General features: G+C 47.7%; 20 protein-coding genes and 2 rRNA genes. 14 read left to right on the top strand and 8 right to left on the bottom strand.

Annotated elements, in window-relative coordinates; genetic code table 11:
* Positions 1-169: ribosomal RNA gene (locus tag DXT99_RS06690) — 23S ribosomal RNA — on the top strand; the annotation flags it as partial.
* 108 nt (positions 170-277) lie between these two features.
* A 5S ribosomal RNA gene (rrf, locus tag DXT99_RS06685) occupies positions 278-389 on the top strand.
* 79 nt (positions 390-468) lie between these two features.
* Here the strand turns inward: rrf and DXT99_RS06680 are convergent.
* From DXT99_RS06680 to DXT99_RS06670, 3 genes are all read right to left on the bottom strand, one after another.
* Entirely contained in the window at positions 469-861 is a 393-nt protein-coding gene (locus DXT99_RS06680; protein WP_115564759.1) for an SPW repeat domain-containing protein, read from the bottom strand.
* A gap of 254 nt (positions 862-1,115) precedes the next feature.
* On the bottom strand, positions 1,116-1,352 hold the full coding sequence (locus DXT99_RS06675) for a hypothetical protein (protein ID WP_115564758.1): 237 nt from the start codon (positions 1,350-1,352) through the stop codon (positions 1,116-1,118).
* Positions 1,353-1,606: 254 nt separating this feature from the next.
* The gene (locus tag DXT99_RS06670) at positions 1,607-2,365 is read right to left on the bottom strand and encodes a class I SAM-dependent methyltransferase (RefSeq protein ID WP_115564757.1); all 759 of its coding nucleotides are present in this window, start codon (positions 2,363-2,365) and stop codon (positions 1,607-1,609) included.
* A gap of 666 nt (positions 2,366-3,031) precedes the next feature.
* Between DXT99_RS06670 and DXT99_RS06665 the strand changes: the two genes are divergently transcribed.
* From DXT99_RS06665 to DXT99_RS06650, 4 genes are all read left to right on the top strand, one after another.
* Entirely contained in the window at positions 3,032-3,829 is a 798-nt protein-coding gene (locus tag DXT99_RS06665) for a HipA family kinase (RefSeq protein ID WP_115564756.1), read from the top strand.
* A complete protein-coding gene (locus DXT99_RS06660; protein ID WP_115564755.1) occupies positions 3,807-4,190 on the top strand; it encodes a DUF3037 domain-containing protein in 384 nt (127 codons plus the stop codon). The genes DXT99_RS06665 and DXT99_RS06660 overlap by 23 nt, the downstream gene beginning before the upstream one ends.
* A 340-nt stretch (positions 4,191-4,530) precedes the next feature.
* Positions 4,531-6,726 (top strand): M3 family metallopeptidase, encoded by a 2,196-nt coding sequence (locus tag DXT99_RS06655; protein WP_181885049.1) that lies wholly within the window; start codon positions 4,531-4,533, stop codon positions 6,724-6,726.
* A gap of 597 nt (positions 6,727-7,323) precedes the next feature.
* On the top strand, positions 7,324-7,779 hold the full coding sequence (locus DXT99_RS06650; protein WP_115564754.1) for a hypothetical protein: 456 nt from the start codon (positions 7,324-7,326) through the stop codon (positions 7,777-7,779).
* 222 nt (positions 7,780-8,001) lie between these two features.
* Here the strand turns inward: DXT99_RS06650 and DXT99_RS06645 are convergent, their stop codons facing one another.
* On the bottom strand, positions 8,002-8,493 hold the full coding sequence (locus tag DXT99_RS06645) for a GAF domain-containing protein (protein WP_115564753.1): 492 nt from the start codon (positions 8,491-8,493) through the stop codon (positions 8,002-8,004).
* Positions 8,494-8,925: 432 nt separating this feature from the next.
* On the opposite strand from DXT99_RS06645, the gene DXT99_RS06640 reads away from it, so the two are divergent.
* The 4 genes from DXT99_RS06640 to DXT99_RS06625 all read left to right on the top strand — a co-directional run bounded on the left by DXT99_RS06640 (position 8,926) and on the right by DXT99_RS06625 (position 13,036).
* On the top strand, positions 8,926-9,267 hold the full coding sequence (locus DXT99_RS06640) for a hypothetical protein (RefSeq protein ID WP_115564752.1): 342 nt from the start codon (positions 8,926-8,928) through the stop codon (positions 9,265-9,267).
* Between the two features lie 368 nt (positions 9,268-9,635).
* The gene (locus tag DXT99_RS06635) at positions 9,636-10,889 is read left to right on the top strand and encodes an MFS transporter (protein WP_115564751.1); all 1,254 of its coding nucleotides are present in this window, start codon (positions 9,636-9,638) and stop codon (positions 10,887-10,889) included.
* 403 nt (positions 10,890-11,292) lie between these two features.
* Entirely contained in the window at positions 11,293-11,793 is a 501-nt protein-coding gene (locus DXT99_RS06630; protein ID WP_115564750.1) for a DUF4168 domain-containing protein, read from the top strand.
* Between the two features lie 337 nt (positions 11,794-12,130).
* On the top strand, positions 12,131-13,036 hold the full coding sequence (locus tag DXT99_RS06625; RefSeq protein ID WP_181885048.1) for a YihY/virulence factor BrkB family protein: 906 nt from the start codon (positions 12,131-12,133) through the stop codon (positions 13,034-13,036).
* A gap of 200 nt (positions 13,037-13,236) precedes the next feature.
* Here DXT99_RS06625 and DXT99_RS06620 read toward each other — a convergent pair whose 3' ends face one another.
* The 4 genes from DXT99_RS06620 to DXT99_RS06605 all read right to left on the bottom strand — a co-directional run bounded on the left by DXT99_RS06620 (position 13,237) and on the right by DXT99_RS06605 (position 17,552).
* Entirely contained in the window at positions 13,237-14,424 is a 1,188-nt protein-coding gene (locus DXT99_RS06620) for a PQQ-dependent sugar dehydrogenase (RefSeq protein WP_246000503.1), read from the bottom strand.
* A 481-nt stretch (positions 14,425-14,905) separates the two neighbouring features.
* On the bottom strand, positions 14,906-16,036 hold the full coding sequence (locus DXT99_RS06610; protein WP_115564746.1) for a formylglycine-generating enzyme family protein: 1,131 nt from the start codon (positions 16,034-16,036) through the stop codon (positions 14,906-14,908).
* Between the two features lie 36 nt (positions 16,037-16,072).
* Entirely contained in the window at positions 16,073-16,258 is a 186-nt protein-coding gene (locus DXT99_RS27510) for a hypothetical protein (protein WP_246000502.1), read from the bottom strand.
* Positions 16,203-17,552 (bottom strand): sulfatase family protein, encoded by a 1,350-nt coding sequence (locus DXT99_RS06605; RefSeq protein ID WP_246000500.1) that lies wholly within the window; start codon positions 17,550-17,552, stop codon positions 16,203-16,205. The genes DXT99_RS27510 and DXT99_RS06605 overlap by 56 nt, the downstream gene beginning before the upstream one ends.
* 486 nt (positions 17,553-18,038) lie before the next feature.
* On the opposite strand from DXT99_RS06605, the gene DXT99_RS06600 reads away from it, so the two are divergent.
* The 4 genes from DXT99_RS06600 (at position 18,039) to DXT99_RS06585 (ending at position 23,890) form a co-directional block, all read left to right on the top strand.
* Positions 18,039-19,664, top strand: a complete 1,626-nt coding sequence (locus DXT99_RS06600; RefSeq protein ID WP_115564745.1) for an alpha-amylase family glycosyl hydrolase — start codon at positions 18,039-18,041, stop codon at positions 19,662-19,664.
* 148 nt (positions 19,665-19,812) lie between these two features.
* A complete protein-coding gene (locus tag DXT99_RS06595; RefSeq protein WP_115564770.1) occupies positions 19,813-20,784 on the top strand; it encodes an aldo/keto reductase in 972 nt (323 codons plus the stop codon).
* Between the two features lie 623 nt (positions 20,785-21,407).
* A complete protein-coding gene (locus tag DXT99_RS06590; RefSeq protein ID WP_246000499.1) occupies positions 21,408-22,937 on the top strand; it encodes a TolB family protein in 1,530 nt (509 codons plus the stop codon).
* 107 nt (positions 22,938-23,044) lie between these two features.
* Complete coding sequence (locus DXT99_RS06585) at positions 23,045-23,890, top strand: TIM barrel protein (RefSeq protein ID WP_115564744.1); 846 nt, start codon at positions 23,045-23,047, stop codon at positions 23,888-23,890.
* The last annotated feature ends 32 nt before the right edge of the window (positions 23,891-23,922 follow it).

Here is a 23,922-nt window from a genome sequence, read left to right as displayed (position 1 = left end):
GGTAGCTACGCTCGGACGGGATAAGCGCTGAAAGCATCTAAGCGCGAAACCCGCCCCAAGATGAGATCTCCCTTAAGGGCCGTGGGAGACTACCACGTCGATAGGCCGCAGGTGTAAAGCCAGAAATGGCACAGCCGAGCGGTACTAATTGCCCGAGCGTGTTCTCAAACGTGGAAACACAAAGCCGTAACGCGGCCCGCTGCTTTCTACTCTCCCTCTTTCCCACTAGTCAAATAACTAACAAATCATTATGCACGCATAGAAACCGTGTGACGATAATGGTGGCTATGGCTCCGGTGAGCACCTCTTCCCATCCCGAACAGAGAAGTTAAGCCCGGACGCGCCGATGGTACTGGGGTCACACCCGGGAGAGTAGGTGGCCGCCAACACCACAACAAGACGCCCCCTGTCCGAAACGGCAGGGGGCGTTCTTGATTTAAGGCATGTCTCCTACCCTATTAAAACAAATTAGTTTTCCCACCTTTCAATCTCTGATTCTGATGTTTGATAAGAGGCAGCAGGAACACGATGTGTTATAAACGCTGCTAGTATGAGGTATAAACCGAAGATAAGATGCGGCACGTATATTAGCTGAGCGAAGCCGAAAATCCAAGGTGAGACGGCCAGTATGATACCCAAGAAGACGTCAAACATAAGATGTGTGCTCATAGATGTCTTTTTAACAATACCAACCTCTATATCTGTAAAAGCAGTTTGCATGAATACCAAAACACCTGCAAGCACCACAGTCCAGTTGGCAACTTCTACTTCTTTGAAACCTACCAGCCATGGAGATGCTACTAGCATAGGTCCTACTATATAATCCAACATTCCATGAAAACGCGTCGGTAAAAACCTCATATATCTCCTCTTTTTTCCCTCAGTTTTTGCTATTGAATGTGCTTCTTTATAAGTAACAGGAGTGAAGCGCCTTAGGTTTAGTACAATAGTGAATGAAAAGATTGTCTCACATAAAATGCTTGGTCCAGGCGCAGTAGTGGCAGTTGCCTTGAAAGATTTGAAATCATTCCGAAGCTTTCAGAAATGGCACACTACAGCTAAGCTGATGAGAACCGAGCCCCTTTTTCTAATTTATTCAGTTCATCTTATTTAACTTAACTGTTATACTCTTCCGGGCTTTTAAAATCCCAGTATACCTCTAGTGTAGTGGGGCCACTGAGATAAGCTGGAATCGGAGTATAAATAACTAGCCCCTGCTTAAATATATGTTTGCCTGTCTTCGCAAGGCACATAGCCCGCCACAGTAACCGGTTGTGAATTTCTAAGCCAATGGGGCGTTTGCTGTTGATGTAGGGACTCCCCTCTTCGAATCTGAATACTGTAGTATGCATGTTCTTCTTGTTCTACAGGTACAATGTACCCTACGTAAGCTTTTATACTTTAGCTTATTAAGTTAATAAATTTAAAGTAATTACTCACTTACTTAATCAAAAAAAATATTCCTACTAATACATTTTTTGATATGGCGCATCTGAAAGGCTACTAAAGTAGAAACAGAAGTTGAAAATGAACAGCCGATTCTTGATACATAGCAGAGGCAAAGCAGCAGCAACTGCTTCCTGCACAAAAGATGATTTTCCTACTCCTACTCTCCTACTTTCTCATAAATTAAAAAATGTTGTATCGGCAGAAAATCCTCCTGCCTGTATAACTGAAAGCCATTAGCGTTTAACTCTTTATTCACCTGGCTTACGCTCATCTTATGCAGTTCTTTTATAGGTATACTGGCGTCTTCGGCGCGGTATTCAAGGAGAAGTAATTTGCCATCAGGTTTCAAGGCTTTGTGAATCGCCTGTAGCATCTCCTGGGGATATTCCAGTTCATGGTATACATCTACCATAATAGCCAAATCTAGTGAAGCATCCGAAAGATTTGGACTTTGGCTGCCTCCCTTCACCACCTCTACATTAGATAAACCGAGGGCTTCTTTCTGCTCATTTAAAGCCGATATAAAAGCATCCTGCACATCTACAGCATAAACTCTTCCTGCGGGCACCTTAGGTGCAATCCGGAAGGTATAATAGCCTGTACCTGCACCAATGTCGGCTACCACACTTTGCTGACTCAGTGCCATGTTCTCGATGGCTAAAGTCACATTCTCCTCCTCCTGCCGTGAGTTTCGTTCCAGCCATCCTCCACCTCCGGCACCCATAATGCCAGCAATCTCGCGCTTTAGGTATACTTTACCAGTGCCATCGGGGTGCGGCACTTTAGAGGAATAGCCATCGCTGGCTGTAGGCTCTTTCTGTGCCTGGCAGGAGTTGCAGGCACTTATCCCCAGCGATAGCAGGAGTATGTACAACCAGCTAACTGAAATGGAGGAAGCTACTTTTATATTTTTCATGGCGTTAGTTTAGTATCCGGTTCATTTATAAATCAGGAGCTGAATAACATTAGTAGCTAAGCAGCAGGTATGAATAAAGCTTTGATAGTAAAACTTCATACAATAAACCTGTGTTGCCTTCCAATGTTCAGCTCTACATTTTCAAGGTAAAAGGGAATCCTGAAGCGCTTGATAAGAGTATTCACAACTCAGGTTGAGAAGTATAAATTCATAATAAGCTAGGAAAGCATAAGCCTTCTGCATCGTCTTTTATAGTTCTTTTAGCTGATGATAAAGGTGTGTATGCTAGAGACTACTGTCATTATCTTCTATTCCGCATATATGCTGCTTTGCTTTTTCCTGACTTTACCGTGGCTAGCAGAAGTCTAGCGCTGCGTCTCCAGTACATACAAGGATAGTAGATATTAAGCCTGGAGAGCATCAAACTTACGCACCTGGAACAGCTACGCTTATAGGTTGCAGGCTAAGAGATACAGGATTTCTCTATTATATTGCAGCTGTAATCCAGCAGGAGAAAGAAGACAAAGCCATAAACCCTCATCAGGCAAAACATACTGAGGACGTTCTGCGAAGACAGAAGGAACAAAATCTTTGGCTGAGGTTAGAACGAATTAAGGTTAGCCGTCCGACAAGATGCTATAAATAAACAAGTGAACAAGCGCTTTTATGAAGTATAGTCCACCAGAAATCCGGACCGTTGAAGTGACCCGTTATGTCACACCTTTGCGTGAGGGCGGCTCACTGCCTGCCATTGTAGAGGCAGACGATGAGTTTTTATACGTGTTGAAGTTCCGTGGCGCAGGACAAGGCGTGAAGGCGCTCATTGCCGAGCTTATTGCCGGTGAACTTGCCCGCGCGCTTGGCTTTCAGGTACCTGAGATAGTGTTTGCAACCTTAGACGAGAGCTTTGGGCGAACAGAGCCAGATGAGGAAATTCAGGATTTGCTCCGCTTTAGCGAAGGTCTTAATCTTGGGCTTCATTACTTATCCGGCTCCATCACGTTTGATGCCTTGGTGACAACGGTTGATGCTACACTTGCCTCCCAGATTGTCTGGTTCGATTGCCTGATAACGAATGTAGACCGCACCCCCCGCAATACCAATATGCTGATGTGGCACAAGGAACTGTGGCTGATTGACCACGGCGCCTCTTTTTACTTTCATCACTCCTGGCCTAACGTGGAGGAGCAGGCCAAACGACCATTCGTACAGGTAAAAGATCATGTACTGCTGCCCCAGGCCAGCGAACTGGATACCGTTGACACAGCTTTTCGCACGATTCTTAGCCCAGAGCGTATCCGCTCCATCGTCGCCTTAATCCCGGAGGACTGGCTTACCAGCGACTCCCCTTTTGAAACGGCCGATGAGCACCGGGCAGCTTACGTCCAGTTCCTGGAAACACGACTAGCACATACTGAAAATTTTATTAAGGAAGCGCAGCATGCAAGAAAAGCACTTATTTGAGTACGCCGTTATTCGCGTGGTGCCGTGTGTAGAACGTGAAGAGTTTATGAATGTCGGGGTTATTGTTTACTGCGCCTCACAAGGCTTTTTGCAGACGATGTACAAACTGAATGAGAACCGCCTGCGCGCTTTCTCCCCCAATCTGGATATGCAGGAACTACAGGAACGGCTTCGGGCTTTCGAACGCATTTGCGCGGGCCGCAGAGAAGGCGGAGCAATTGGGCAACTTCCCATCGCATCACGTTTCCGCTGGTTAGCTGCTACCCGCAGTACGATTGTGCAAACGTCACCAGTTCATCCGGGCCTGTGTATTGCTCCCCAGGAAACGCTCGCCCGGCTATACGCACAGTTGGTTGGATAGAAGGTTCTGTAAATAGTGTAGGCACGGAAAGTGCTTCAACTTCATGCTGTTTAGAATGACGCACTACTTTAGGGAGGCCCTCTTCCTGCAAAGTGCTTTTGGTAAGCTTTTTGCACTGTTATTTGCACCATAAAGGTGTCTGTTGGTTCTGATTCATTAGAAAACGGAGCACCTTTGAAAATCCAGAGAAGCTATATCAATGGGAACATGCTGTAAGCCTGTGTTGCAAACACCTTCGTTGTGGGCCTTCACAAGACCGTTCTCTTTTTAGTATCTTTGTTGATTCGTACTATTCATGGGGTCTGAACAAGGCCTTAATCTTTCACTTCATAAAGTATTAATGGGAAATAAATTCATTTATACCGGCAAAAAATCAAGCTTGCTTGTGATGCTGGCTTTCGTTGGCTGCACCTCCACCCAAACGCAGGTAGCTTCACAACAAACACAAACAACAATGGAACAAAAGCAAACTGTAGATAACCCTTTATTGGTTGAGTGGACTGGACCTTACGGTGGCGTTCCTGCTTTTGATAAGATGAACCTGGCTGATTTAAAGCCAGCCATGGAAAAAGGCATGGCTTTGCAGTTAGCCGAAATAGATGCCATCGCGAATAACCCGGCTCCTGCCACCTTCGAGAATACCATTGAAGCAATGGAAAGAGCGGGCGAAGAATTGAACAGGGCATTTACCTACTACAGCATCTGGAGCAGTAACATATCATCCCCGGAATTCAGAGCGATCCAGGCTGAACTGGCTCCTCAGATTTCTGAGTTCTCCTCTAAAATATCTCAGAACGAGAAGCTTTTCCAGCGCATCAAAACAGTTTACGACAACGCACAGCAGAACCCGTTGCCTGCTGACCAGCAGCGTGTGGTACAACTGGTGTATGAAGGCTTTGCCATGGAAGGCGCTGAATTGGATGCCGCCGCTAAGGAACGTTATGCCGCTATCAACAAAGAGCTATCTTCCCTCTATACAAAGTTCTCCAATAACATCTTAGCAGATGAGGAGAAGTATGTGGTTTACCTGACAAAAGACCAGCTAAGTGGTTTACCGGAGTCTTTCGTTAAAGCATCGGCAAAAGCCGCAGCCGACCATGGCCAGGAAGGCAATTACGCCGTTACTAACACTCGTTCTTCCATGGACCAGTTCCTGACTTATTCTGATGAAAGAGAGTTGAGGGAGCAGGTATGGAACAACTATTACTCCCGTGCCGACAATGCCGATGAGTATGACAACAACGAGAACATTGCCAAAATCCTGCAACTGAGAAATGAGCGTGTGAAGCTGATGGGCTACGACAATTTTGCGGAATGGCGCCTGCAGAACCGTATGGCGAAGAATCCGGAAAATGCCATGGAACTGATGAACGCTGTGTGGCCTGCTGCCCTTGCCAGGGTAACAGAAGAAGTAGCGGACATGCAGGCAGTGGCAGATGCCAGTGACAAAAAGATAACCATTGAGCCCTGGGATTACCGTTACTACGCCGAAAAGGTACGCAAGCAAAAGTATGATCTGGACTCAGATGAAGTAAAGCAATACCTGCAGTTAGACAACCTGACACAGGCTTTGTTCTTCACAGCTGGGGAGTTGTTTAACTATGATTTCCAACCCGTACCAGAAGGTTCTGTGCCGGTGTTTCATGAAGATGTGAAAGTATGGGAGGTGACGGATAAAACCACCGGCGAGCATATCGGCTTGTGGTACCTGGATCCGTTCGCACGCCAGGGCAAGCGTTCCGGTGCGTGGGCATCACCTTACCGCAGCCATACTACATTTGATGGCAAGGAAACCGTGTTAGCATCTAACAACTCCAACTTCATCAAACCTGCTCCAGGTGAACCGGTGCTTGTTTCATGGGACGATGCCACAACCTTCTTCCATGAATTTGGGCACGCGCTGCACTTCCTGGCCTCTAACGTGAAGTACCCTACGCTGAACAGTGGTGTAAGAGACTATACAGAATTCCAATCGCAACTGTTGGAGCGCTGGCTTTCTACCGACAAGGTAATCGACCAGTTCTTAAAGCATCATGAAACAGGCGAGCCTATGCCGGATGAACTGGTGGCTAAAATCAAAAAAGCCTCTACCTTTAACCAGGGATTTGGAACGACAGAATTTTTAGCCTCTGCCCTGATGGACATGAAGTACCACCTGGCTGACCCTGCGGATATAGACCCTGACAAGTTTGAGAGGGAAACGCTGACTACCTTGAACATGCCAAGGGAAATTGTGATGCGACACCGTTCGCCGCACTTCGGGCACGTTTTCTCTGGAGAAGGCTATGCGACAGGCTATTACGGATACCTGTGGGCTGATGTGTTAACCTCAGATGCAGCCGAAGCTTTTGAAGAGGCTCCAGGCGGATTCTACGACAAAGAAGTAGCTGCCCGATTGGTGAAGTATCTGTTTGCCCCTAGAAACTCAATGGACCCAGCAGAGGCCTATCGCCTGTTCCGTGGCAGAGATGCAAAAATAGATGCCTTGATGCGTGACCGTGGTTTCCCGGTTCCTGAACCGCAATCAAGACAATAAAAATAATTCTCTTTAGAAGATACAAAAAGGAAGCGCCTGTAGTGGTGCTTCCTTTTTTTGTATTAAAAACAACCTACCCCCCTTTCTTCCGGAAGATTGACAAAGTACTTCATTCTGTCCTACTGAAGGAACCTGGTTGAAACAGAGCGCCCCTGCCCCCAGGAGGTTAAGTGTATGCCATTAGCGCATTACAGTTACCAGATGCGCTTGCCTGCTTTCAGGAAAATCATGTAAAGTGTATTCTTATAAAATTGCTTTTTTGATCATAAAGCCACAGCAAGGTTCCTCTAAAATTTCCAGTTTAGCTGTGTGACCATCCTGCCTGTCCTAACCTAAGGCTGATACAGTTACTTTCTTAAATCAAAGGACTTTATTCTCCAAGTTACATTGAACAAATACCTCAGGATAAGGACTTTCCACAATAAAGTAGCTCTACAATCAATTTAGAAACACCTGCATCTTTCTTAGTTCTTATATATTTATAGGCAGTTTTACAGAAAAGTGATCACTCACAAATAAATATAAATAAAATATTATTTTTTATAATTAAAAAAACTACATTGCTTCTATATGTAATCCCTCTAAATAGTAGGCGCAATGGGAAAATCTGTACTTGTCAGGAACACGTTGATGTTGCCTGATAATATCCTTGAGGTAGAGAAAATCAATTTTCGTCTTTGGATAGACTTTGACGTGAAACTGATGTATACGGAGTGGATTCTAAAACCTTCTGCAGAGGAGTACCAGGAGGTATGTAACTTGTGTGTAAAATTGATAAGGAGGCACGCTGTAGAATGTTGGATAGCGGACTCTAAATTACTAACCGGCTTTCCCACACAGGTACAACAGCCCATTTTACATCAGGTTGCTCTTTCCCTGCTAGGCTGCTCACTTAAAAAGATTGCACGCATCATTGAAAAAGATTCGGAAAGCATTATCATGTTCGAAAACATATCAAGCAGTCTGAAGGAAAGACATATATCTGATATTGAAGTTGAACAATTCATTACCTTCGAGGATGCAGCAGACTGGATAGGAATGATTCGGGGATGATTCATAGAATGTGCCTGACATCAACAGTACATGCCTTATCGAAAACTGCTGTTACACTGGTATAAGGAAACACAAACAACAATAGTTAAAACTATTAGCTTACCTCCTAAAAGAACAGGACAAACCTGGTAACGACTGCACCTCTCATAAAGTAGATTGAGGCCTTGCTGTGGGAGGCCTCATACTGCAACTCCCACAGCAAAGTTTACTTCAACTTAGTTTTTAAGCAGAAGCCTGTGCCGGGTTTGCGGAAATGTAGCGGCTCATCTCCTCCCCTATCCGCAGCAAGTCTTTCGTTTCCTCCTCTGTAAAATCATAAGGTACTGGTTTAGCTATACCTAATGTGCCATATAGTTCACCATTAAGCAGCATCGGCACCGCAATAGAGCCCTCTACCTTTGTCTCCTTTGCAGCAGGTCGCGCCACGCCGGAACCATCTGTCTGCAGGTTACACATTTCCACAGGCTCTTTGCGTTCTGCAGCAATTCCAGCCATCCCCTTGCCTATAGGTATCGCATTCATTTTAGGTAGCAAAAAGGGAGGTATGCCTTCATGGGCCTTCAGTGTCAGTAGTCCCGTACTTTTGTCGAGGGTATGAATCGTACCGGTGGTGCAATCAAACGCTTTTATAACATCAATTAAAAGCTGCTGCCAATCAACAGCAGATTCTGTGTTTTGAAGAGTAGAGAGAATGGAGGGATTAGTAGAAAGCATAGCGTTGTCTGTTAAAGATTTAATTAAGTTCCTGGTTTAAAACGAACAAGAATGCCTGCAATGCAAACAAACACTCTATCATTCTGGCAATTGGTTTTTTACCTTCCAGAGTATCCGGCACGGTAAAACATTACGTTCCGAACAAAAGAACAGGCCTGGTGTCACAGGGCAATAAGCGAAGATAGCATAAACAAATAAACTGTGCCACCTTAAAGCATAGGAAAAGGTACGCATAAAATCCCTGAACACATCTCCACATATTGGGGAAATATTCTACAATGTGTGGTGAAATTTACACAATAGCGCAAATCTTCCACACATAACCAAACCCTCATTATATTACCTCAACAACCTATATAACAACACATTGATTTTAAATATATGATTTGGCACGATTATGCTAATGAAGGAGGAAGTACAAAAGAATAGAACATGAAAAAAACAACTTTTTTAGCAGCAGCTATCGCATTATTGGGACTTTCTTCTCTTGATGCAAGCGCTCAGGCTTCTACCCAGCAAGCGCAAACCCCGGTTACGCAGGAGCAGGAAGAAAAAAAGGAAAAAGTAACTCAAGACCAACTTCCAGAGCCTGTAAAAGCAGCCCTGCAGAGTGATACATATAAAGATTGGACAGTAGGTGAGATTCATAAAGTAGTACCTGCCACAGGAGAAACTGAAGGCAGTGCAGTTTATGAGGTAACAATGACCAATGCAGAAGGCCAGACAGGCGTTGTAAGAATGAATGAAAAAGGCGGCGACGCTTCTAAAGACTAGTGAACGAATAGGTAATCCTATTGTTAAAAAGCCTCCGCCTTGCGGGGGCTTTTTTTTGTTTCCTCCCTGTGCCTGCGCAATGTGTGTGCTGATAGCATCTAAGAATTTTTTCAGAACCTATAAGCATGTTTTGCGCGCCATAGCACTGCGGTTTCACGCAGTGCTATGGCACACGGCATAGTGCACACTATCAAAGATTGTGACAGTAGCTGCCCGGTATTTCCTGATCCTATTCTACCTATCAGACTGAAAGCTTTGAGGTTCGGGCTTATTACTTTAATTTTGAAGTTTGCTAACGACAGCCCCGGCTGTATTCTGTAGGGCAAAGCCTCTGAAACTGCTGACAGCCGTTATTACATAACATAAACATGACAAAACCAAAAGCCCGACCAGGGCTAAGGGAGAATGCCGGGCAATTCTGGCTGCTGATGCTGATAACTGGCTTCGTCGGGTCGATGGTGGGTTTAGAGCGCGCTGTGATTCCCACCCTTGCCGAAAGCGTATTCGGCATGAACAAGCATACGGCAGTGCTTTCTTTTATTGTTGCCTTTGGCCTGGCAAAGTCTGTGGCCAACCTGCTGATGGGGCAGCTCTCGGTACGTTACACGCGCAGGCAGCTGCTGCTGGCCGGGTGGCTTTTTGCACTGCCGGTGCCCTGGCTCCTGTTTTATGCCGGGAACTGGTGGTGGGTAATTGCAGCTAACCTGCTGCTAGGCATTAACCAGGGCCTCGCCTGGACCTCCAGCATTGTAATGACAATAGACCTGGTAGGCGAAAAAAATCGTGGCCTGGCCATGGGCATCAACGAGTTTGCCGGCTACCTCGCCGTAGGGCTTGCCTCTTTCCTGGCTGGCTATATTGCCTCCGCTACCGGCAATGTAACCTATGCCTTTCTGCCGGGGATCGGATTTTCACTTGCAGGCGTGGCACTCACGCTTTTCGGGGTGCGCGACACGCAGGCGCACGTGCAGGCGGAGGCCGAAATCAGCCTGGTTTCTTTGTTGCCGAGCACCTGGAAAGATACTACCTGGCGCCACATTAACCTGGGCCCTGTAACGCTGAACGGGTTTGTGACAAAGGTAAATGACGGGGTGTTGTGGGGGCTGCTGCCTGTTGTGCTCGCTACGAAAGGCTATTCGCTGGTGCAGATTGGTTTTCTGGCTGGCGTTTATCCCGCTGTGTGGGGCATCGGGCAATTATTTACAGGAAAGTTGGGAGACGCTTACTCCAGAAAGCAGTTGCTATGTATGGGTATGATACTGCAGGGAGTGGCCATTGCTGCGCTTTTCTTTACTAACTCCTATGCCATTATACTGTTTGCCCTTGCCGCTGTGGGTGCCGGCACGGCCATGGTCTACCCTACTTTCCTCACATTGGTGGCAGATAACACACATCCCAGCCAGCGGTCGCAGAGCCTGGGCATCTTCCGGTTCTGGCGCGACTTCGGGTATGTGGCAGGTGCCGTGGCAGCGGGTTTCTTCAGCGATATGTTTGGCGCGGCAGCAGTACTGTTAGGGGCTGGCCTGATAACCATCAGTGCCGGCGTGTTTTCGGGAGTACGCATGCAGCACGCGGCAACCTCCGGCACGCTGGAGCCTGCAGGAGTAAGCAGGGGTAAATAATTTCAGGAACACAACATGAGAAGCTGTTTCATTTAAGTTGTTCCTGTTTAATGAAAAGCTCCTGCATTTCCGGTAAAGCACAACCGTATGGCAGTATGAGCCTGTCAGTACGACATGGGAATGAGCTTTCGGCTAATATGTTTTGCTGATTGCAAAATCTTCTTTAATTACTTTCACTGGCAATTTATTGCTGCTGACAAGTGTGTTTTTGCACAGCCAGTAGCCGGAAATGGCAGGCGTAATTTGACTCTGGCACTGTAATTGTTCAATTTTAATCCTGACAGGTTAAGCAAAATGCTTCATTTCTGATGTTTTTTGCAGCTTTTTCCATTACTCTTTCGTTATAGAAAAAAGCACCCTATCAGTTTAAATCAATTTTTAACCCAATCCTAAAAACTCCATTATGGTACTAATTAAGAAAGGGACTATTGCAGCCACATTACTGGTGGCATCTATGTCTTTTGGTCATGCTGCATTTGCGCAGCAGGAAACGACTCCTCAAACTGAAACCCAGCAGCAAGATGCACAGGAATTCTCTGATGCTGATTTGGAAAAATTTGTAGCAGCGAACTCGCAGGTTACAGAAATACAGAATGAAAGCCGCGAAGCACTGGTGAACGCGATTGAGGAGCAAGACCTGACGCTGGACAGGTTTAATGAACTGGCGAAAGCACACCAACAGCAGCAGTTACAGGAGACTGCCGAAAATCCTGAAGAAATTGCTGCTTTCAGCAACGCAGCACAGCAGGTAGTTAAAATTCAGCCTGAAGCAAAGGAAAAATCGGATGAGGCTATCAAAGAGCACGGCCTGACCGTTGAGCAATACGAAGCTATCATGCAGGCCTATGAGCAGGATCCTGCTGTGAAAGCGAAGGTACAACAATTGGTGGTAAGCGATCAATAAGAGCCTGGCTTCCAAAACCGTTTTGAAACAGAAAGCTCCGGAATTGTTCCGGAGCTTTCTGTTTTAAGTGCCTATTGCTTCTGCTCATCATCTACTGATAATTGACTCCAGCGTTAACACGGCAGGCACTATACGTTTTGGTCATTGCCTGCCTCCAGGTAGTTGCTGCAGCACTTTCTTTTATGAACCTAAAACAAACAGGCTCCCATCACACAGTTTTATTGTTAGTGCCGGACTATGAAGCTTCACTTTATGCTAACATCCGGCAGAACTGCGCGTTAGCTAATAAAAGTCTTTCCCTACAATTTAATTCACTCATTGATAAATACGAGCGCGCGTGAAGCAATTTTTAAATAAAACATGGAAAATACTCAAAGACAGCGGGAAGAATTTCAAAGGTGATGAGCCTATTGTATATAGTGCTGCCATTGCCTTTTTTACTATATTCTCCCTTCCTGCTATTCTCATCGTTATCACACTCATCGGCTCTCTTTTCTTTAACGAGGAGGATGTGAAATCAGAGTTAATAGGTAAAATAGAAAACTTAATCAGTGATGAAGCAGGTGATCAGGCCGGTACTGTTCTCGAAAATGTTCTTGATGCCCCTACTGGCTTTTGGGGCGTTCTGATCGGAATCATAGTGGTCATTAAAAGTGCAACCATTATATTTTTCATAGTGCAAAAGGCGCTTAACTCTATATGGCAGGTAAAGGTAAAAGCAGGTGTAAATTACTTCAGGCTTCTTAAGTACAGGTTAGTAGCTTTGGCTATGGTAATAGGTTTAGGCTTATTATTTGCAACAAGCCTGCTACTCGACACCCTGGTATCTGTATACAGCCAGGAGCTGTCAAATATATTTGAGGAGTACTTTACACCCGCTATCCGCACAATCAATACCGTATTTTACATATCCGTGATCCTGATTTTTTTCACAGCGGTGCATAGAGTCTTGCCAGACGCAAAGGTTAGCTGGAAAGACGCTCTTGCAGGTGGAGTAATAACTTCTGTTTTATTTCTGATCGGCAAACAGATAATCAACTATATTCTAAGCAATGTAGAAGTGATTGGCGTTTATGCTGCCGCAGGGTCACTGGTTGTGTTACTGTTGTGGGTCTTTTACTCTTCTATCATTCTGCTTTTGGGTGCAGAAGTAACAAAGTCGTATGCCAACAATCATGGAAGAAAGGTAGAGCCAAACCCCATCGCAGTGAAATACAGAGAAATCAGCATGGAGGAGGAGTAAAAAAGTATACCGGATAAAGCCTTGTATAACAACAGGAGCTTTATCCGGTAAATTAAATCCTGTACTGCGTTTGCTAATAGAACAACGCTGTGGCAGGCGTCTATTTCATCGACTTAAAAAACGTTTCGCTGTACTGACAGATGCAGAAAAGCAAGTATATGCGATGCCAGTTAACACGCCTGCTTTATACTTTTATAACCTTATTGGTGTGCCACCCTATAGATGACACCATTGGTATCGTCAGACACGAGCAGCGATCCGTCAGTATGAACGGCTACTCCCACCAGGCGGGCAAAGTGGTGCCGTCCGTTGTTAATTAAAAAGCCTGTCAGAAAATCGTCGAAGCCTACTGGCTGCCCGGCATTGTCGAACCGTAACCGCACAACTTTATATCCCACTGGGGTGCTTCTGTTCCAGGATCCACGCATAGCTACGAAAGCATCGTTCTGGTACTCAGCAGGAAATTGGTTGCCCGTGTAAAAGGCCATTTGCATAGGCGCGGAATGTGCCGTGTACAGTTGTTCCGGTAAAGTTGTCAGCTGCAGGAACTCCTGGTAAGATGTGTCTCCAGGAGGATGTAGCTTCGGATTGTATTTGCCCTCGTCATATATAAAAGGCCAGCCATAGTGGTTTCCTTCAATAATCTGATTCACTTCTTCCTTCTGCTCATCGTCGCCTAGCCAGTCAATGCCGTGGTCTACACCCCACATTTCGCCGGTTTCGGGATGCCAGCCAAAGCCGATGGTATTACGCAGGCCTTCAGCATAGATTTGCATGTCCGTCGCATCATCGTTGGCCTGCACAATAGTAGCATGTAAGGGGTTTGGTTCATCGCAGGCGTTGCAGGTGCTGCCTATGGAAAGATACATCTGTCCATCCGGACCAAAACTCATCGTGCGGTTAGGGTGCTGCCCTGCATCAGGTAATGTATCCGCTAAGAGTTGCGGCTGCCCTAAAGTGCCGTCCATATTCATGTCAGCCCTATACATTTCACGAATTGCTGCTATATACATTCTGCCATTGTGGATGGCCAGGCCATGTGCCTCTTCAATATTTGCCACCACCTGGTCATTATCTGCAGTGCCGTCACCATCTGTATCCTGCAGCATCCGCACCACCCCTGCCATGCGGTCTGAGACATAAATGTTGCCTGTGCTGCTTACCACCAGGATACGGGGATTCCCCAGGTTCTCAGCAAACTTACTCACCGTAAAACCTTCCGGAACTCTTAGTTGCTGCACGTTCTCGTCTGTGGCAGGCATTACCCCAGGTCTGAAAATATAATTCTCCAGTTGTACCATTGTTGGATCGTCATCCGTTTCCGGAATCATATCCTCCCACTCATCATCGTTATCGCAGCTTACTGCAAACATTGCTAACACTGCCATCAAAATGGTAGATTTTTTCCATAAATTCATAGTCTGTTCAGTTTGTTTTGATAGATAAAAAAGAAGAATCGCGCTATATGGTTATATAGAAGTAGTTCAATAGTTTAAATAGACAGGTGCTAGAATAGTAGTAGAGGCTTATTCTTTGAACGCCTCAAAGGAAGCTGAAGTTGATGTATTGCCGTTGTCAGAAATGGCATTGACTAAGAAATTATGCTCTTTGGTGATAGTATAGAGCATAATGAGTACAAATTTACCTGGAAAAGGAAGCGATGGAAATTTGTGTCAGACTTAAAAAATCAAAGGCAGCTCCTGCAGAAGACAAAAACTTCTGCAGGAGCTGCCTTTGATTCCGCTCGCGCTTTTCATCACCTGCCAGCCTTTTCAAAACGAAGCTGGCAGGTGATGAAACTCTAACTCAACCCGAACGCAGGACGAGGTTAATGCCTGAAAGTTTCTGTATTCACACGTATTCAGCTTGTTATTTTTTAGGTGGGTTACCGTTTTTAACACATCTGAACCCAAGGTTGCTGGAACCGCTGGATACTTCGCCTTTGCCACGGCTGCCTGCCCTGTAGCGGGTGCAGTACTGGTCGCTGCACAGGTAAGAGCCTCCCCGCTGCACCCGCTTCACCGTTCCGGGCTCCTCCGGGTCATAACTGCTGGCCGGGCCTTTGGGGTTCTCTTTGGCGCTGTGCTGGTAGTAGTCCGGCCGGTAGTAGTCGCTGCACCACTCCCACACATTGCCGTCCATGTCATACAGCCCATAGGGGTTAGGAGGATAGGACTTGACCGGGGCCGCACCAACATAGCCATCCGCTCCCGTGTTGCGGTCAGGGAAGTGGCCCTGGTAGATGTTGGCCACCCACTTTCCATACGGCTTTACTTCATTTCCCCAGTAATATGGCTGCTGCTCTTTGCCGCCTCTCGCAGCATACTCCCATTCTGCCTCCGTTGGCAGGCGCTTACCTGCCCACGTGGCATAGGCAAGCGCATCTTCATAACTAACATGCACAACAGGCTCATTGGGCATTGCCTTGCCCGCACTGCCCTGCCCCATTGGCTGTCGCCAGCTGGCACCGGGGACATACTGCCACCACTGAAGCGGGTTATCCAAAGAAACCGGTTGGGCAGTAGCCACAAATACACCGGAACCAGGCACTAACTTATCAGCAGGCACACCAGGAAAATCAGCAGGGTTCAGGGGCCGCTCTGCCACGGTTACGTATCCGGTGGCCTGCACAAACTCGGCATTCGTTACTTCATGCTCATCCATCCAGAAGCCGCTCAGGGTTACATCGTGAACAGGCTTTGCATCAGGAAACGCGGCATCTTCCGCCCCCATGGCAAAGGTGCCTCCCGGAATCCAGACCATCCTAGACGGAACGGTGTCTGTTGTTTCTTCATTGTTCTCCTCTCCCCTGCTTTCCACTCCGCCAAGCACTGCAAACTGCTGCTTCGCTTCAGGCTTACATACAGCTATCCCGCTTTCCCCTTCGTTACCAATTACAGAAGCAGCCTTGGCTTGCTCCTCATGCCCAGGCTGGCAACCTGTAAGGCTAGAAAGGCTAAAAGCTAAGGCAGCTGTGGCTATTCTGTACGACTTATTCATATACACTTCTATTTTACCCAACTACACTCAAGGACTTTATTGTAACATGGCTGGCTTCCGAACATTCTCGCCCACCCGGTTTGTCAGATCATCGCCTAAGTCTTTTCGTGCCTCCTCCGCAAGGAGCATTATTTGCGCGACCACCTCCGGGTACAGCTCCTGCACGTCATAATCCTCCCCGGCGTCGTGCGACAGGTTGTAGAGCGCCGTCGGAACCTGCACCCTCGCTATTTTGCCCGGTGTGCCCTCCTTGCCATGCAGCGCTGCGTAGGTGTTGGAAGGAGCCCTCCTTGCCATGCAGCGCTGCGTAGGTGTTGGAAGGATGCGGCAGCACAAGCTTCCAGTTCCGGTAACGGATAGCCTCCAGGTTGTTCTTTCCGAAATAGTAGTAAAGCACCTCCCTCGGCCCTTCATCCGCTTTCCCAAGTAAAACCGGCAGGAAGTTCATCCCGTCTATTTTCCTTTTGGGAAGAGGCGCCCCTGTTGCGGCCATGATAGTCGGCAGCAGGTCCATGTTTGTCATCAGTTGGCTGTTCACGCCGGCTGCCTCCACTTTACCTGGCCAGCGCACCAGCATCGGTACTCTTGTTCCACCCTCCCAGGAGGTTGACTTCCCTTCCTTAAAACCGCCAGACGAGCCGGCATTGTCACCGAAGTTTAGCCAGGGGCCGTTGTCGCTGGTGACTATCAGCAGGGTGTTATCTGCTATCTTCTCCTGGTCCAGCGCCTTCAGCACCTCCCCTAACGACCAGTCAAGCTCCAGGATCACATCCCCGAACAGGCCAATTTTACTTTTCCCCCTGAATTTATCTGATGCGGCCAGCGGCACGTGCGGCATCGGGTGCGCCAGGTAGAGAAAGAAGGGTTTAGCCTTGTTCTCCTTTATGAAGGCAACCGCTCTTTCAGTAAACGCTGTTGTTAAACGCGACTGCCCCTGTAAGGTAAGAATGGAGTCAACCACAACATCTCCCTGGTACACGGGTAGGGCTGGCCAGCCTCCGCGCATGTTCGCAGGATCCGTAATTCGCTTTCCGGCATAATCTATAGGCCAGATGTCATGGGAATAGGGAATACCATAAAAGCTGTCGAAGCCGTAGTGGATAGGAGTATATGGAGGCTTGTTGCCCAAGTGCCACTTACCGAGCATGGCGGTTTTATAACCGGCTTCTTTGAGCAAAGAAGCAATCGTCTCTTCCTCCGGGTTCAGCGCCTCTTTACTCCCCGGAAGCAAAGCTCCAGCCAGTCCTAACCTGTTGGGGTAGGTGCCGGTAAGCAGTGCCGCACGCGAAGTAGTACAGACAGCCTGGGCTGCATTGAAGTGGGTGAAACGTGTTCCCTCTTTTGCAACCCGGTTAAAGTTGGCTGTAGACACTCCTGTCATGCCATAGGGTTCTATGTCACCGTAGCCCATGTCATCCATGTAAATAATGATGACATTCGGCCTGGATTTCTTTTGTGCGCTCACATCGATACAAACAACTAATGCAGCAACTAAAAACCACAAGTTCTTGATCATATAATTTTCTTAAGCGTCGCTACCTGCCAGGAGAAACAGAAGCGACAAGATCATTTAAAAAGCCACCGGTGCACATTCATCCATTATCATCCGGACAGTTTGATTCCACTTCATTTTAGTCTCCGTACATATCCGGCATATTGCTGCACAACATAAGCGTGTGGGATGGATACATATATTGGTCCGCTACGTCAAGTATTCCTCAATTTAAAAAATTATAAATGCAATCCTGGCTGTATTGGTATAAAAGATACTTTCAGTCTTCCTGAGTTCCGTTGTTTGGCCTCATTCCTCTCAGGGACTTTTTCATTTCAGATAGCAAAGTCAGGAGCGCTTATCTAAGAATTCTCTTCTCACCCTCCTACAGCACATGACTCCCTCCTGGCTAACCCCTTTGTGAAGCTCCCGTTTATAAACAGATGTTCTACTTCCAGCACCTGCAGAAGTGGGAGTTTTAAATATTCAGCACCACAAATCCAACAAAGCATGCAGCCTCAGAAACAACAGAAAGAAAACCAATCGAAACAATTATGGTGGCAGAAAGGCATCATCTACGAAGTATACATCCGCTCATTTAAGGACAGCGACGGCGACGGCGTCGGAGATCTAAAAGGCGTCACAGAAAAACTCGACTACCTGAAGGATTTAGGCATAACCTGCATCTGGGTTACCCCTTTTTATGAATCGCCCATGAAAGACTTCGGCTACGACGTAGCTGATTTTAAGAGTGTAGACAAGTTGTTTGGATCGATGGCGGACTTCGACAGGCTGCTGGAGGAAACGCATGCACGGGGCATGAAATTGATTGTGGACCAGGTACCCAACCACACCTCCGACCAGCACGCCTGGTTTAAAGAGGCACGGTCCTCGCGAGACAACCCGAAGCGGGATTGGTTTATCTGGAAAGACGCTGCTGAGGATGGGAAGGAGCCCAACAACTGGCTGGCTATGTTCGGGGGCAGCGCCTGGGAGTGGGATGAGAAAACAGAGCAGTACTACTACCATGCCTTCCTGAAAGAGCAGCCGGACCTGAACTGGCGCAACCCGGAGGTGCAGCAGGCCGTGCTGGAGGAAATGCGGTTCTGGCTGGACAAAGGCGTGGACGGTTTCCGGGTAGATGTGATGTGGCACCTGATAAAAGACGAATACTTCCTTGACAACCCCGACAACCCGGATTACAAAGAGGAAGAACCAACCTACAACCGCTTGCAACCCGTTTATTCCACAGACCAGCCGGAGGTGCATGACATGGTTGAACTCATGCGCGACCTCACAGACGAATATCCCGAACGGGTGCTTATTGGGGAAATATACCTGCCCACGCACCAGTTGGTGACCTATTACGGCCACGACAACCAAGGTGCACAGCTACCCTTCAACTTCCTGCTGCTCTCCCTGGACTGGGACGCTAAAAAAATAGCCATTGCCATAGATAAATATGAGGGCGCCCTGCCAAACGATGGCTGGCCGAACTGGGTTATTGGCAACCATGACCAATCGCGGCTGGCCACCAAGATAGGGCCAGCACAGGCACGCGTGGCTGCCATGCTGCTGCTAACCCTGCGCGGCACCCCCACCCTCTACTATGGCGACGAAATAGGCATGGAGGATGTGGAGATACCAAAAGACGAGGTGCAGGACCCGCAGGGGCTGCACATGCCGGACAAAGACCTGAGTCGCGACCCCTACCGCACCCCCATGCAGTGGGACGACAGCAAGAATTCCGGCTTTACGACTGGTGATGAACCCTGGCTAAGGATCTCGGACAATTACGAAAAGTTAAACGTAAAAGCACAGCAGGACGACCCGGAGTCGATGCTGGCGCTTTATAAAAAACTGATTTCACTCCGGCAGCAGGAACCGGCCCTTCATGCCGGCATTTACAGACCCGTTTATTCCGACAAGCAACTGCTCTCCTATACCAGAGAAGATGAAGGAAAACGCTTCCTGATCGTGCTGAACCTGAGTGACAAGCCCTGCCAGTTCTCCCCGGAGCGATTTAAATTCAAAGGTAAAGTCAGGCTAGCCCTGCATGCTGAAACGGAGGGGAAATCTGTAAGTGAATCTATTGCTATGAAAGGCGATGAGGGCTTGATTATAGAGCTGGAGTGATAAAGGGGAAAATGATCAAAGTTCGATATCTCTACAGATGGCCTCGCCCGGCTTTGTCCGCACAGGCAGAACATGCGTATGTTCTGACAGAGCCTCTTACATACAACAGGCTTTTCTTATATTTACTTTTTACATTTTAACGACAACTATGGAATATAGAAGATTTGGCCGCACGGGCTGGAACGTAAGCGAAATCGGGTATGGCATGTGGGGTATGGCAGGATGGACGAACTCTGACGACGAGCAATCAGACCGCTCCTTGGATATTGCCGTGGAAGGCGGCTGCAACTTTTTTGACACCGCCTGGGGCTACGGCGCCGGCAAAAGCGAAGAAATTTTAGGTCGCCTGCTAAAGCGCCACCCGGACCAGCGGCTGTACGTGGCCACCAAAATACCGCCCAAAAACATGAAATGGCCATCTAAGCCAGATTATAAACTGGAGGATTGTTTCCCGGCAGATCATATCATAGAATACACTGAAAAGAGCCTCAAAAACCTCGGCGTGGAAACTATCGACCTGCAGCAGTTTCATGTGTGGGAAGATAGCTGGGCTGAGAATGAGGAATGGCAGCGGGCGGTGGAGAAACTGAAAGCAGACGGCAAGATCCAACATATGGGCGTGAGCGTAAACCGCTGGGAGCCTGAAAATGTACAGAATACCCTGCGCACCGGCCACATCAGCAGCGTACAGGTCATATACAACATCTTTGACCAAGCACCCGAAGACACACTGTTCCCGCTTTGCAGGGAACTGGACATTGCCACGATTGCTCGTGTACCCTTTGATGAAGGTACCCTGACCGGAACATTTACAAAAGAAACCACTTTCCCGGAAGAAGACTGGCGCAGCACCTATTTTGTGCCGGAGAACCTGAATTCCAGTGTAGAGCACGCTGACCGCCTGAAACCACTGGTGCCCCAAGGTATGACAATGCCGGAAATGGCACTTCGGTTTATTTTGAGCAATCCGGATGTGAGCACCACTATTCCGGGTATGCGCAAGGCACCCCATGTAAAGTCCAACCTCAGTGCCAGCGATGGCAAAGGCTTACCCAAAGACCTGCTGGATGAGCTGAAACAGCACCGCTGGGACCGCGAGCCAACGGAGTGGTCGCAGTAAGCTTTGGGAAATTAAGATAGAATGACAGCACGGCCTCCGGTTTTCACCAGAGGCCGTGCTGTTGCTATAGGTTTGTATCTATATAGCTTTAGCGGATATTGTGTTTTCCTATTCAAAAGCAGGTTTCTACCTCAGAGGGAGTAGTAGATTTTCAGGCTCACGCTGAAGCTACAATTCGCCGCTGATACCTGTCCTGGTCATAAGCCGACAGACTATGCTGCAAATATTTCTACTGCCTGCTCTTTCGGACAGTCCTACTTGAGAGGTACCTGCTGAAGGACATCCTTGCCTCCGTAAATACCGCTTCCTAACATGATTCTAAGGTTGTCCGAAATAGCGCTCACACAGTGCTCCTTCATCTTTTTAGTCCCAGCGGGACGACCTGTTGCTAGTTCTTATTCTGATTGCCCCTGTAGCTCCAGAGGAGCGGCATGGTTAAAATATATTTACAGGCCGCTCCTCCGGAGCTAAGGGAATTGCTAAAATGAGGCTACCAACAGGTCGTCCCGGCGGGACTGCTGATGCCTTATGCCCAGAATTAATAAACTGATTTTTAGAATCCTAAAAAGATTCTACTTATATTAATAAATCAATGAGTAATCACTTTTTAAAACCACTATAGAATGATGCATACGACGTGGAGCACAATCCTATTTTGTGTTGGGTTATTAGTCATTCTTTCCTTTCCTGCTTTCTCCCAGCAGCAACAGATAGGTGTGTTTGAAGGCAGTACGGATATTGGCCAGGTGCGGAAGCCCGGCTCCGCCACCTATAACCCAAAGACACAGCATTACGAGGTAGCAGGTTCCGGTTATAACATCTGGTTCGAAAAGGACGAGTTTCATTATCTATGGAAACGTATGTCCGGCGACTTCATCCTCTACACCCGCGCCAAGTTTGTAGGTGAGGGCGTAGACCCACACCGGAAAGTGGGCTGGATGGTGCGCGCTAACCTGGAGGGAAATTCACCCCACGTCAACGCCGTGGTACATGGCGACGGCCTTACAGCGCTGCAATACCGCGAGGCAAAAGGTGATAGTACCAAGGAAATACGCGCTGACCTGACAGGCGCAGATGTGATTCAACTGGAAAGAAAAGGCAACACCTATACCATGCGCGTTGCTAAATTCGGTGAGCCATTTGTGACGGAGGAAGTACGCAATATTGATTTAGGCAATGAAGTGTATGTCGGGCTGTTTGTGGGCTCCCATAACCAAGATGTGCTGGAGAAGGGGATTTTTAGTGACGTGCGCATTTCAGTGCCTGCCCCGGATGACCTCGTGCAGTATCGGCAGTATCTGGGCAGCAACCTGGAGATACTTGATGTGAACACCGGCGACCGCGAGATCATCTATACCTCTCCAAAGTCGTTGCAGGCCCCGAACTGGACCCCTGATGGCAAAACCCTCATCTACAACTCCGATGGCCTGATATATACATTTGATTTAGCCACGCGCCAGCCGAAAAAGCTGAACACCGGCCAGGTTACCAACAACAACAACGACCACGTACTGTCTTTCGACGGGAAGATGCTGGGCCTGAGCAGTGGCGTGGAGGAATTGGGCGGCTCCATCATCTATACTGTGCCGGTAACAGGCGGAACACCGAAACAGGTTACGCCTAGAGGCCCCTCTTACCTGCACAGTTGGTCCCCGGACGGCAAAACGCTTATTTATACAGCAGAACGAAACGGAGAGTGGGATATATATACCGTACCCGCCAAAGGTGGTAAGGAAAAGAATCTGACCAATGCCAAAGGCCTCGACGATGGCTCAGAATATACTCCGGACGGTAAGTACATTTACTTCAACTCTAACCGCAACGGCCCTATGCAGATATGGCGCATGAAAGCAGACGGCAGCGAGCAGGAAGCTGTCACCGATGGCGAGTTCCATGACTGGTTCCCGCATATTTCACCGGATGGCAAGTCTATTGTGTTCCTCTCCTTCCTGAAAGAGGAAGTGGAGCCCGGGGACCATCCGTTCTACAAGCACGTGTACCTGCGCATGATGTCGGTTAGCGGCGGAGAGCCTAAGGTAATAGCCTATGTGTATGGCGGCCAGGGCAGTATCAACACACCCTCCTGGTCTCCAGACAGTAAAAAGGTGGCTTTCATCAGTAACTCAGCATCAGTTGAGGAACAGGCTAAATAATATGGTGCTTCGGAAAATATACGCTCAGTTCCCCTTTTCCTTTTGATTCATCCGGTAATCAGGAACTGTTTCAGGCAATACTATAAGAGATTCTAAACAAAACCTACATGAACACAAGACGTGATTTTTTAAAAAGCTCAGGCGCAATGGCACTTGGTGCGCTCCTTCTTCCAAATTTAGCCGCCGGCAAAGGCACAGCCAAGGTAAATAATGTGGGTATACAGCTGTATACTGTTCGCAATGAAATGCTTGCTGACGCAGTGGGTACGCTAAAACAACTTGCCCAAATCGGCTACAAAGAACTTGAGTCGGCACGCAGCGAAAAAGGGTTGTACTATGGCCTGCAGCCAAAAGAGATAAAAAAGATAACAGAAGACTTGGGCATGACACTGCGAAGCGGCCACGTGGGCATTGACAAAGACTGGGAGCGCACAGTAGCCGCCGCCGCAGAAACAGGCCAGGACTACCTTATCTGCTCCTCCCTTCCTTCAAGAGGGCAAACAGTTTCCAATTACAAGCATGTGGCAGATATTTTCTCTAAAGCTGCCGAAGACTGTAAAAAGTCCGGTATCATATTCGGCTACCACAACCACGAATACGAGTTCGAAAAAGAAAATGGGCAGGTACTGTACGACATACTCCTAGATGAGACAGACCCTGAATTGGTGAAAATGGAACTCGATCTGGGCTGGGTTATCTTAACCGGAAATGACCCGATTACTTACTTTGATAAGTACCCGGGCCGCTTCCCGCTCTGGCACCTGAAAGACATGGACAAAACCAAAAGGGAAAGCACCGAATTTGGTAAGGGCGCCATCGACATTAAGCGGATGATGCAGAACGCGGAAAAATCAGGAATGAAGTATTTCTTTGTGGAGCAGGAAGAATATGCTGGTGCCGCCATGGATAGTGTGAAACATAATTACCAGTACCTTCAAAAAATGAGCATATAAAAGTTGAATTAACTTCCTGCTGAGAATGAGCA

The sequence above is a fragment of the Pontibacter diazotrophicus genome, from assembly GCF_003367245.1.
GTDB lineage: Bacteria > Bacteroidota > Bacteroidia > Cytophagales > Hymenobacteraceae > Pontibacter > Pontibacter diazotrophicus.
Note: the sequence above shows the minus strand (reverse complement) of the source record. Positions and strands in the feature narration are given on the sequence as shown.

Excerpts from the sequence above, each read along its gene's own strand:
- DXT99_RS06680 (WP_115564759.1), bottom strand. The coding sequence starts at position 861 with ATGAGGTTTTTACCGACGCGTTTTCATGGAATGTTGGATTATATAGTA.
- DXT99_RS06675 (WP_115564758.1), bottom strand. The coding sequence starts at position 1,352 with ATGCATACTACAGTATTCAGATTCGAAGAGGGGAGTCCCTACATCAAC.
- DXT99_RS06670 (WP_115564757.1), bottom strand. The coding sequence starts at position 2,365 with ATGAAAAATATAAAAGTAGCTTCCTCCATTTCAGTTAGCTGGTTGTAC.
- DXT99_RS06665 (WP_115564756.1), top strand. The coding sequence starts at position 3,032 with ATGAAGTATAGTCCACCAGAAATCCGGACCGTTGAAGTGACCCGTTAT.
- DXT99_RS06660 (WP_115564755.1), top strand. The coding sequence starts at position 3,807 with ATGCAAGAAAAGCACTTATTTGAGTACGCCGTTATTCGCGTGGTGCCG.
- DXT99_RS06655 (WP_181885049.1), top strand. The coding sequence starts at position 4,531 with ATGGGAAATAAATTCATTTATACCGGCAAAAAATCAAGCTTGCTTGTG.
- DXT99_RS06650 (WP_115564754.1), top strand. The coding sequence starts at position 7,324 with ATGGGAAAATCTGTACTTGTCAGGAACACGTTGATGTTGCCTGATAAT.
- DXT99_RS06645 (WP_115564753.1), bottom strand. The coding sequence starts at position 8,493 with ATGCTTTCTACTAATCCCTCCATTCTCTCTACTCTTCAAAACACAGAA.
- DXT99_RS06640 (WP_115564752.1), top strand. The coding sequence starts at position 8,926 with ATGAAAAAAACAACTTTTTTAGCAGCAGCTATCGCATTATTGGGACTT.
- DXT99_RS06635 (WP_115564751.1), top strand. The coding sequence starts at position 9,636 with ATGACAAAACCAAAAGCCCGACCAGGGCTAAGGGAGAATGCCGGGCAA.
- DXT99_RS06630 (WP_115564750.1), top strand. The coding sequence starts at position 11,293 with ATGGTACTAATTAAGAAAGGGACTATTGCAGCCACATTACTGGTGGCA.
- DXT99_RS06620 (WP_246000503.1), bottom strand. The coding sequence starts at position 14,424 with ATGGCAGTGTTAGCAATGTTTGCAGTAAGCTGCGATAACGATGATGAG.
- DXT99_RS06610 (WP_115564746.1), bottom strand. The coding sequence starts at position 16,036 with ATGAATAAGTCGTACAGAATAGCCACAGCTGCCTTAGCTTTTAGCCTT.
- DXT99_RS06605 (WP_246000500.1), bottom strand. The coding sequence starts at position 17,552 with ATGATCAAGAACTTGTGGTTTTTAGTTGCTGCATTAGTTGTTTGTATC.
- DXT99_RS06600 (WP_115564745.1), top strand. The coding sequence starts at position 18,039 with ATGCAGCCTCAGAAACAACAGAAAGAAAACCAATCGAAACAATTATGG.
- DXT99_RS06595 (WP_115564770.1), top strand. The coding sequence starts at position 19,813 with ATGGAATATAGAAGATTTGGCCGCACGGGCTGGAACGTAAGCGAAATC.
- DXT99_RS06590 (WP_246000499.1), top strand. The coding sequence starts at position 21,408 with ATGATGCATACGACGTGGAGCACAATCCTATTTTGTGTTGGGTTATTA.
- DXT99_RS06585 (WP_115564744.1), top strand. The coding sequence starts at position 23,045 with ATGAACACAAGACGTGATTTTTTAAAAAGCTCAGGCGCAATGGCACTT.